Below are 8,929 nucleotides of genomic sequence, written 5' to 3' on the forward strand. Positions count from 1 at the left end.
GATAACTGACTTTTCACCGCGCCCGCGGCTTGACGTCGCCCGGATGCGCGCTGCGTAGCAGAACTGCGCGTTGCGACGTGAAGCTGAAGGCGCATATTCGTATTCGCTCTCAACCACGAATCGAGGAAGGCATGTCAGAACAGGTTCGAGTCATTTGGGGCCGTTTTGACAAACTAGCCGCCAACGCACAGTTGTCACGGATCGCCGTATGGAAGAAGGAGCCACTTGATGATCGGCGCATAGGTGCCAGCACAGGAACGGCGTAATGAGCCAGTCGATGATCGCCGTAATGGCGCCACCCGATGATCGGCGTATAGGCGTCACCTGCGCCTTGTAGCAGGACGCGGTTCGAACTTTCCGCGCTGGGTACGCTTCGCTCTTTTGAGCGGAGCGCCCAGGGCCAACCGGAGGTTCAAATTGTTTGAGGACCGCCAGGTCCTTGTCCACATGCAGCAAGGCGATTCCGACCGCGACATCGCGCTTCCGGCTGATGGGCCGCAGGAAGCGCACCGCTGTGAGGCGCGTTGCCCAGGAGTTCGGCTCGGCTGGCTCGATCCAGCGCAGCCGCTGCCGGAAGACCCCGTGATCGCCCGAGAGTTCGGCCGCACGCCGCGCCTGCCCAGCGCCTGCGTGTGGACGACGGACTGCCAAAAACGAGCAACAGCATCACCAACGACGAGTTTTCGGGATTGACAACCGGAAGCCAAGCCATCTGTCGGCGCTTCACGACGCGCTTGCTTACCCCTGGTGACGCCAACGGGACACATTCCGCGCAGCGCTGCGTCCAACCTATAATGATTGTGTTGGACGACCACTCTGTTGGGTCTTGATGCAATGAGTGGCTACCCGCACGAAAGCGGCGGAGATGGGCATGCGCTTCGAAGCATTTTCCTTTGGTTGCATCCGTATTGATGGCGTCACCTACCAGCATGACGTGGTGATCGACCACGGGCAGGTTCGCAAACGCAAGAAGAAGCCATCCAAGGCGTTCCGCGAGACCTTTGGGCACACACCGCTGTCAGTGGCGGAGGACATCCCCTGGAAATGCCGGCGGCTGGTAATTGGCACCGGCACGGGAGCGTTACCGGTGATGGAAGAGGTGAAGCACGAGGCCGAGCGTCGGCAAGTCGAACTGGTTATCCTGCCGACGGCAGAAGCCATCGCCAGACTGAAGGAGCATGCCGACGAGACCAACGCGATTCTGCATGTCACGTGCTAGGTCATTTGGCGCGGTGTGAATTTACATTGAAACTGAGCAGCATTTAGCATGTCAGGCGAGCCCGTCCATCACGGGTCACGCGGTCAGCCGTCTCGAAATCCGATCCGTCGACGTTGGGCCAGTCCTCAACAGCAAGAAGCGCCGTATGCTGCTCGCCTTCCATCGCCAGTTCACGTACGCGACGCACCAGCGCCCGCTGATGAGGATCGCCTCGAGCGGAAAGTGGAGTCGCTTCAGTGCGCCCCGGGTGGCTCTCATCGTTTGGCCGACAGCCCGACTGAAACGCCACAGGTCGCCAGAACGCCTTGTCGCGAAGCGCCTGGCGGGCGACCTTGTCTCGGCGCTTTTGCAGCAGGGTGGCGGGCAGCCCCGTTATAGCCAACGTCAGCGCGGATGGCAAGACGTTGTGGCTGTCCGGCCGGTTCGACGACGTGGTCTACGCGATCGACACGACGACCGGCGCGGTCAAGTCCATTCCGGTTGGGATGGAGCCGCACGGACTCACAGTCTGGCCGCAGCCCGGGCGTTATTCGCGGGACCACACCGGGAATATGCGTTAGCCGGCGACTCGCGACGTCGTGCAAGAGCCCTCTCGCAAGGAGGCCAAAGCGGTACGCCGTTGCCTTCACTGCAGATTCCATCGCGCTCAGACCCCGATCGAACACTGTCGCGCGATCGGGTCGTTGCCGCCTTTGATTTCGACGGCACCATCACCACGTCCGACAGCCTCCGTGATTTTGTGCATTACACGGTCGGCAGTCCGCGATTGATCTATGGCGCGATTTGCGCGGCGCCTTGGATGGCTGGCATGCTGATCGACACGTGCGACCGAGGCACCGCGAAAGCGCATTTTCTTGCCGCGACGATCGGCGCCATGACCCGGCGCAAACTGGAAGACGCGGCGCAGCAATACGTGGCTCAGAGATTGCCGAAGCTCATTCGGCCTGAAATGGCCGCGCGAGTCCAGGAGCATAAGCGCCGTGGCCATCAACTCGTGCTGGTCAGCGCGTCGCCTGCGCTCTACCTGAAGGGTTGGGCTACGGCTGCGGGATTCGACGCGGTACTGGCAACCGAGCTCGAATTTCATGACGACCGTTTTTCTGGTCACCTGGCTTCCCCGAATTGCTGGGGACCGGAAAAAGTGCGGAGACTGCAACAATGGTTCCGCGGCGATCAGCCTCGTGTGCTCTATGCCTATGGCGATAGTCAAGGTGACCGGGAAATGCTCGCGCTTGCCGACCATGCATGGCTGCGCGGCCACGGTGAAATGCCTCCCATCGATGCATAGCGGGAAGCGCCAGCGTATTAGTCCCGGCATTTCCCCTTAACGTACAAAAAAGTCCGTTCTTGAGGCCCCCCTTTCTTCGGTATGCGCAGGCTTATCGGCCCGACGCCGCGGCGCTAAACTGGGAACATAGCTTTAAAAAGGGAGAATGTCATGCGTCTCGTCAACTGGAACATTCAGTGGGGACGCGGTGTGGATGGCCGCGTCGACCTCGCTCGCATCGCGCGCGAAGCACGGGCGCTATGCGATTTCGACATTCTTTGTCTTCAGGAAGTCACGCGCGGTTTTCATGCGGGACCGACGCGGGGCGGACTGGCAGGCGGCCCGTCAGCCGATCAGTTCGCCGAGCTCGCCGCGTTGCTGCCGCAAGCGAGCGTGATCGATGCGATCGGCTCCGATCTTCCGCCTGTCGGGGCCGCGCGAGATCGGCGTCAGTTCGGCAATGCCATCGTGAGCAGGTTGCCTGTCAGGCAGGTGCTGCGTCATTCGCTGCCGTGGCTGGCCGACCCCGCCAAGCCGTCGATGCTGCGTGTCGCGCTCGAAGCGGTGATCGAAACCGATGTCGGTCCGTTGCGTGTCATCAGCACGCATCTTGAGTTCTACTCTGAAGCACAACGGCTGGCGCAAGTGACGAGGCTGCACGAATTGCACAAGGAAGCGTGCGACCATGCCCGCCGTCCGGCCAAAGCGGAAAAGCTGAACAGTCCGTTCGCCGACACCGCGCGCCCGATGAGCGCCATCGTATGCGGCGATTTCAACAGCGCGTTCGGGGATTCTGCTTATTGCCGAATGCTCGAGCCGATTGCCGGCGCGCCCGCCTTCGCCGACGCGTGGACCTGCTGCGCGCACCCGGGCGCCGCGCGCGCCGCGACAGTCGGCCTGTACGATCACTTGCAATGGCCTGACGGGCCGTTCGCATGCGATTTTATTTTTGTCACCGAGGATCTGAAGCCGCGCATCGCAGGTTGCGACGTGGACCAGAATAGCCGCTCGTCCGATCATCAGCCGCTGTGGCTCGATTTGCGCTGATCCACGAGCTCAATCTGCTTTGGCCACGAATTTCCCACTCATCCGTTATCACCCTTGTGCCCGTCATTCCCACGAGCCTTCATTACACCAGATTCGGATCCCGTCGCCCGCGCGGCTCTCGCCGCCCTCTGCGGCCATTCGGTCACGTGAACACGGGACGCGGCATGTCGTTCGCCAGATGTAATGGCCGCTTTCGGGAAAATTGAACGTCTCCTCAGGATAGCCTGCCGTCGGTCGCAACAAGTAGCGATCGAGCAACAACTGTCTTCCAGCATGGCGGGCGCCAAGGTCCGGGCACGTTGCGCACCGAGTGCAGAGGTGCCACTACATCTCGTGCACCGGCCCACCGATAGGAATCAGCAGCCGAAAGCATCATCCGTTTGCCGGTTCCCGGAGATACTTTCTGCGCTACCGCCTACAGAAGTCGGCGTTTGCCAGATTCGAAGGCGAGCGCCAATGTTTTCCGGGGTCCTGTTCGCGGCGCCTTTTTTTTTGCAAACCACTTCGGCAGGTGGCGCGAAAGTGTGATATCCCCAGTCAAGGCCGTACGCCGAAAAACACGCAACCACATCAGCGGAGATTCTCGAAACACGTCGTGCAGCACATCGAGGGAGGTTTGCGCGAACCCTAAGAGGTCTTTAATCGACGCTTGCCTCCCACGATGATGTCAAGGAAACCGATAGATATGGTACTAGACGGTCGGCGTCGAGCCCCCATCTATTCGCACAACGGACCCCGTCATGAAATCACTTAAAGTTGACAAGTCTTGCTGGACGGGATTGGCGCGAGAAGCGAACCGGAAATTTAGCGATGTCGCGGCCGCACACGCACGGTCTCCTGCATCTCCTACGTCCAGTGGTGTTGACTTCTCCCTATCGGGTGCCGCTCACCTTCATGCTGGGCGCCGACTCTCGCTGCCGCGACCTATCGCGAGCGGCCTGACCCTCGAGATGGATCGATACACTTCAATCGATGATTGTTCGCATTGCAAAATACCTTCTTTGAATGCTTGGCTCCCGACGTCCCAAGCGCGCTCACGCCTGCTCCGCACGCTCTTGTCAGAGACGCCGTTGCTCCTGGTGCAATAAGCCCGCGGCACCTCGATGGCACGTTAGGAACCGAGCCTTAGCGCGTGTGGTGCGTATCGCGCGATTCATCGGTGACCACGTAACTCTATGTTCGGATTGCAAAACGTTCAGCCAACCTCGCGAAATTCGCAGCCCAGCTATCAACCAAACAGGACGACTTTACGTCAATTTTTTATAAAGCATTGATTCTCAAAGAATTCTTTGCCGCAGCGTCGCGAAAACCGAAAAATGGACGACTTTAGTACACTTTTCGGACGACTTTGTGTCGTTTGACAGCTCGCCACTGGGGAAGAAATCGACACAATGAAACCCGCTCACCGCCGTGGGCACCGTCGGCCGGATAACTCGGACATCGCGCGTCTTCGGTTGGAATGCAAGGCCGTAGGCCTCAAGGGTCGGGGGCGCGCGATGCGGTTAATCAGGCAAATGCTGGCGAGACTGCTGCGCGCGGATGTGGTCGACCGCGAGGGATTTTGCGGCTTCTTCTGCTTCCCCCTCCGTGGCGAACACGCCCTCCGTGAGGTGGACAGCATGCCACCCGGGCTCATCGTGCTGGTCACCGAAAATCCTGAACCTGGCGGTGAAGCCGTGCGGCGCCATCGGAACCACTTCAATGTCTACCGACACGCCCTCAATCTGATGCGTGATAAAACCGTCCATCACCGGCTCCTTCATGGCTTTGGGGCTCCTCCAGTATGCAACATCTGAGCGACAACACGGAACTGCCGATGCAGCGCGGTGCCAGTATCAGCAACTACAGGCAATACAGGTACTGCCTGTAGCGCAAGTGGGATCGGATACGTCCCACAATTGCGTTTCTGATGCTCAATCCGAGCACGGCCGATCATCTGACAAAACTGGTGGCGAATCGCCGCGCGGAACACGAAAATGATCGAGTTTTCCTCCACGGCAGCCTCCCCAAGTTTTGCACGCTTTCCCGCCACGGGTAGCGTATCTGTCAATCGAACTAAACATGGCCCCCCTGACGGGCCGCAAGCCAGCGCCAGTCAAGGAACGGCCGGGCTCCGGGTTGCATCTTTGTGGTCAATCCAGATGAGCGCGTGCAAAAGTTGGGGGAGGCTCCTAGGGAGGGCCGCTCGAGCATCTGGGCGCGGCACACTGTCTCGGGGTACCTGAGGAACAACGCGCACACGTTGGTCAACTACGGCGCCCGGCATCGCAAGGGCCTGCCGATCAGCAGCAGCATCGCCGAGTCCGCGGTGAACCAGGTCGTCAGCCACCGCATGGCCAAGAAGCGACAGATGCGTTGGACTGACGAAGGGGCGCACTGTGTGGCGCAGGTCAGGGTCGCGGTTTCGAACGGGGAATTCTCGCCCCGCCGCATCTCGGCGCTCGCGATAGCCGCCTCGCGTCACGGAAAATGCATCGGGGCGGCATCGCCAGGCCGGCACCGACCAACGAACAGAACAGACCGTGAAACCATGCCGCAAGCCAGGGCGGCCTGACGAAATCGACCTCCCCAACTTTTGCACGCTCTCCCCTGACCCGAGCGTCATCCGCCCTCCAGTCTTTCAACGCCTGGGATGTCAATTCCGCGAGATTCTGGCGCAATATAAGGGTGCGGCAACCGTCGACGAAGACGGAGGCAGGCGTGGCAAACTCCACCAGGCTCGAGCTGTTTTGTCGGTTATGCCTTGGTCTCTTTGTGGGCTTTTTTGCATAACAGCCGCCCTTTTCGTGCGTTACATGTCGGCGAACCAGCTGCCGCAAGTAACCGTCGTGCAGTTGAAAAGCGCATCACAAGCCTTGTCGGGAAGCGCCCCGGCAGTCCCATTCTCATCCGCTTCCCAATACCAACCGACAACGCCTTCGCTAGATACTGAGGAAAAGACACTCATTGCGTCGTCGGCCTCCACTATCGTCACGTTCATTGTGGCTGCAGTGGCTAACTTCCTGAGCTGGCGGAAGGACAAGCCGGCGACGCGGCCAAAGAAAAGCGGGACGCCTCCTTCGCGTCTCTTGAACTAGAAAAAGACGAGGGCGGACATGAGAAAGCTGGCGGGGGTGACAGTCCCGGAACTGCGGTATCGGTCCAGGTTTGTCCGGGTCTTTGTGGCGTCTCTGCGTGAGACATAAACTGACCCGCTCAGCCAAACCACGGTGGCATATCGTGTTTTACCCGAGAGTTGACAGGAGATCGCCGGCATCTACTATGTCCCTGACGGGACGCGTGCAGGAGGTGTGCGGATGGATGCACCGAACAAGGAATTCATGCTCGTGGGCAACCTTGAAGAGCTGAAGGCGGAGGGGCGGCGGGTTGTGCAAGGTGGTCATCGTCCGATCCTCGTCATCTACGACCGCGGGCGCGTCTTCGCCCTCGACAATCGTTGCCCGCACATGGGCTTCCCGCTCGAGCGCGGCAGCCTCGAGGACGGCATCTTGACCTGTCATTGGCACCACGCCCGCTTCGATCTTGAAAGCGGCTGCACCTTCGACCTATGGGCGGACGATATACCCATCTGCGCGGTCGAGGTACGCAATGGCGACGTTTGGGTAACGACCACGTTCGGTCATCCCGATCCCGCGGCGCACTGGCGTCAGCGGCTTGCGGACGGCCTCGCACATGACCTCGACCTCGTCATCGCCAAGGCCGTGCATGGTCAGCTCGCGGCCAATGTGCCGATGGCCGAGACTGTGCGGCAGGTGGCGCTGTTTGGGGCGCAGAACCGCGACGGCTGGGGCGTCGGTCTCACGATACTGACGGCGCTGGCCAATCTCTTCCCCTTCTTGCCAAAGGACGAAGCCTATCTTGCCCTGTTTCATGGTGCGCGCCGCGTGGCGGCGGACTGCGCCGGCGAGGCGCCGCGGCGGGAACGTGCGCCGCTTGGAAGCCGGCCGGAGCCGGCCGCACTCAAGCGCTGGCTGCGTCTTTGGACAAGTGTGCGCCATCGCGAAGCGGGCGAGCGCACCCTGCTGACGGCGATTGCGGCCGGTGTCTCGCCAGCTGTGCTTGCCGATGCCCTGCTCTCGGCCGCGACCGAAAGGGCATTTGCCGACACCGGTCACTCGCTCGACTTCATCAACAAAGACCTCGAGTGCCTCGACCTGATCGGTTGGGACCACGCGCCAGCTTTGCTGCCTACTATCGTCGGCCAGATGGTGGCCGCCCGTGGCGCGGAGGAATCGACCGCCTGGCGCCAGCCCGTTGATCTTGTTGCGCTATGTGAGGAATCAGCCAGCCAGATGCCGGAACTGTTCGCTGCCGCGCGCACCTTGTGTGGATGGTCGCACCACGCGGCGCTCGCCCGAGAGCTGCTCGGAGACGATCCAGCGAAGATAATTGATGCGCTGAAGGAGGCGATCCGCTCAGGCGCAACTCCTGCTGACCTGGGACGATCGCTCGCTTACGGAGCGGTGCTGCGGGTGGCCCGCTTCGGCAATGCCAACGAGCACGCCGACTGGGATACGGCGCACCACGTCTTTACCTACGCTAACGCGGTCCACCAGATGCTCAGGCGGATCGGGACTGCCGACATCGACGGTTACGTCACGGCCGTGCGCGCCATAATGCACGGAGCCATGGCGCTCTACCTTGCCCGCTATCTGAATGTGCCGCCGGCCCGCATCCCAGGTGAGGACAGCGAGCAACTCGACGACCTCCCTGCCGATGTTGAGACGATCCGCGCCGCGTTGCTCGATGCCTTCGACAGACAGCGACAGGTTGATCTTGCCGCAAGGCTGGTGGCGCGACATCTCACGCTCGGCCATTCGCCACAGGCGCTGATCGCCACGCTTGCGCTTGCTGTGCTGCGCGAAGATGCTGGCTTCCATGCCTATCAGATGCTGGAGGCCGGAGTCCGGCAGTTTACCGCGTGGGGTAATACTGGCGAGGGCCGGCACGTCCTCATTGCGGTCGCCCGCTATCTCGCCGCCCATTCACCGACCGAACGCGGGGCGCTGCAGACGGCGGACATCGCCCGGCGCTTGATGCGGGGCGTCGCGATCCATGAGGGGGCTGGGGCGTCGTGACGACGCGTGCCGGTGATCGATGCCTGCAACGGATCCGAGTACAGCGAACTGGCGGTATCGACACATTCCGGTCCGTCACCTTGCCGCAGAGCGGACGCTCACGAACGAGTTGTCATCGCAATCGTGCCAGTTGCCCGTTAGTCGGCTAGTCAGGAAGACGGGAAGGCAATCGGTTGCGCTGGCCGTGATACGGGGTGAACGTATCGTGGCATGCCGCTCCGGTCTCCACGTTACCGTTCACACACGTTTTCGCCCTGGCGCCCGCGTATGAGAGAAAGGGCAGCTTCATCATCGGCTGTGAGCAGGTTTGCGCCCACG

At 61.1% G+C, this 8,929-nt stretch carries 7 protein-coding genes and 2 pseudogenes; 7 read left to right on the forward strand and 2 right to left on the reverse strand.

The window, feature by feature from the left end; genetic code table 11:
* The first annotated feature begins 417 nt into the window (after positions 1 to 417).
* The 5 genes and pseudogenes from GNZ13_RS27935 (at position 418) to GNZ13_RS27950 (ending at position 3,533) form a co-directional block, all read left to right on the forward strand.
* Positions 418 to 693, forward strand: a complete 276-nt coding sequence (locus GNZ13_RS27935) for a hypothetical protein (protein WP_236002216.1) — start codon at positions 418 to 420, stop codon at positions 691 to 693.
* Between the two features lie 178 nt (positions 694 to 871).
* Positions 872 to 1,219, forward strand: coding sequence for an MTH938/NDUFAF3 family protein (locus tag GNZ13_RS27940; RefSeq protein WP_171925646.1), 348 nt, complete (start codon positions 872 to 874; stop codon positions 1,217 to 1,219).
* A gap of 362 nt (positions 1,220 to 1,581) precedes the next feature.
* Positions 1,582 to 1,779, forward strand: a pseudogene (locus tag GNZ13_RS52775) (YncE family protein); the annotation flags it as partial.
* Between the two features lie 104 nt (positions 1,780 to 1,883).
* The gene (locus GNZ13_RS27945) at positions 1,884 to 2,507 is read left to right on the forward strand and encodes an HAD family hydrolase (protein WP_171925736.1); all 624 of its coding nucleotides are present in this window, start codon (positions 1,884 to 1,886) and stop codon (positions 2,505 to 2,507) included.
* Positions 2,508 to 2,657: 150 nt separating this feature from the next.
* Complete coding sequence (locus GNZ13_RS27950) at positions 2,658 to 3,533, forward strand: endonuclease/exonuclease/phosphatase family protein (protein ID WP_172170611.1); 876 nt, start codon at positions 2,658 to 2,660, stop codon at positions 3,531 to 3,533.
* Between the two features lie 1,502 nt (positions 3,534 to 5,035).
* On the opposite strand, the gene GNZ13_RS27955 is transcribed toward GNZ13_RS27950, so the two are convergent.
* Positions 5,036 to 5,296: a hypothetical protein gene (locus GNZ13_RS27955; protein ID WP_236002217.1), complete on the reverse strand. Its 261-nt coding sequence runs from the start codon at positions 5,294 to 5,296 to the stop codon at positions 5,036 to 5,038.
* 482 nt (positions 5,297 to 5,778) lie between these two features.
* Between GNZ13_RS27955 and GNZ13_RS54380 the strand changes: the two are divergent.
* Positions 5,779 to 5,949 (forward strand): annotated as a pseudogene (locus GNZ13_RS54380) (ISKra4-like element ISBte2 family transposase); the annotation flags it as partial.
* A gap of 375 nt (positions 5,950 to 6,324) precedes the next feature.
* On the opposite strand, the gene GNZ13_RS27965 reads toward GNZ13_RS54380, so the two are convergent.
* Entirely contained in the window at positions 6,325 to 6,513 is a 189-nt protein-coding gene (locus GNZ13_RS27965) for a hypothetical protein (protein WP_172167244.1), read from the reverse strand.
* 316 nt (positions 6,514 to 6,829) lie between these two features.
* On the opposite strand from GNZ13_RS27965, the gene GNZ13_RS27970 reads away from it, so the two are divergent.
* Positions 6,830 to 8,611 carry a Rieske (2Fe-2S) protein gene (locus tag GNZ13_RS27970; protein WP_172170615.1) on the forward strand — a complete coding sequence of 594 codons (1,782 nt, stop codon included), beginning with the start codon at positions 6,830 to 6,832 and terminating at the stop codon, positions 8,609 to 8,611.
* Positions 8,612 to 8,929 lie beyond the last annotated feature (318 nt).

Origin of the sequence: Paraburkholderia elongata, assembly GCF_013177735.1 — a bacterium.
Classification (GTDB): domain Bacteria; phylum Pseudomonadota; class Gammaproteobacteria; order Burkholderiales; family Burkholderiaceae; genus Paraburkholderia; species Paraburkholderia elongata.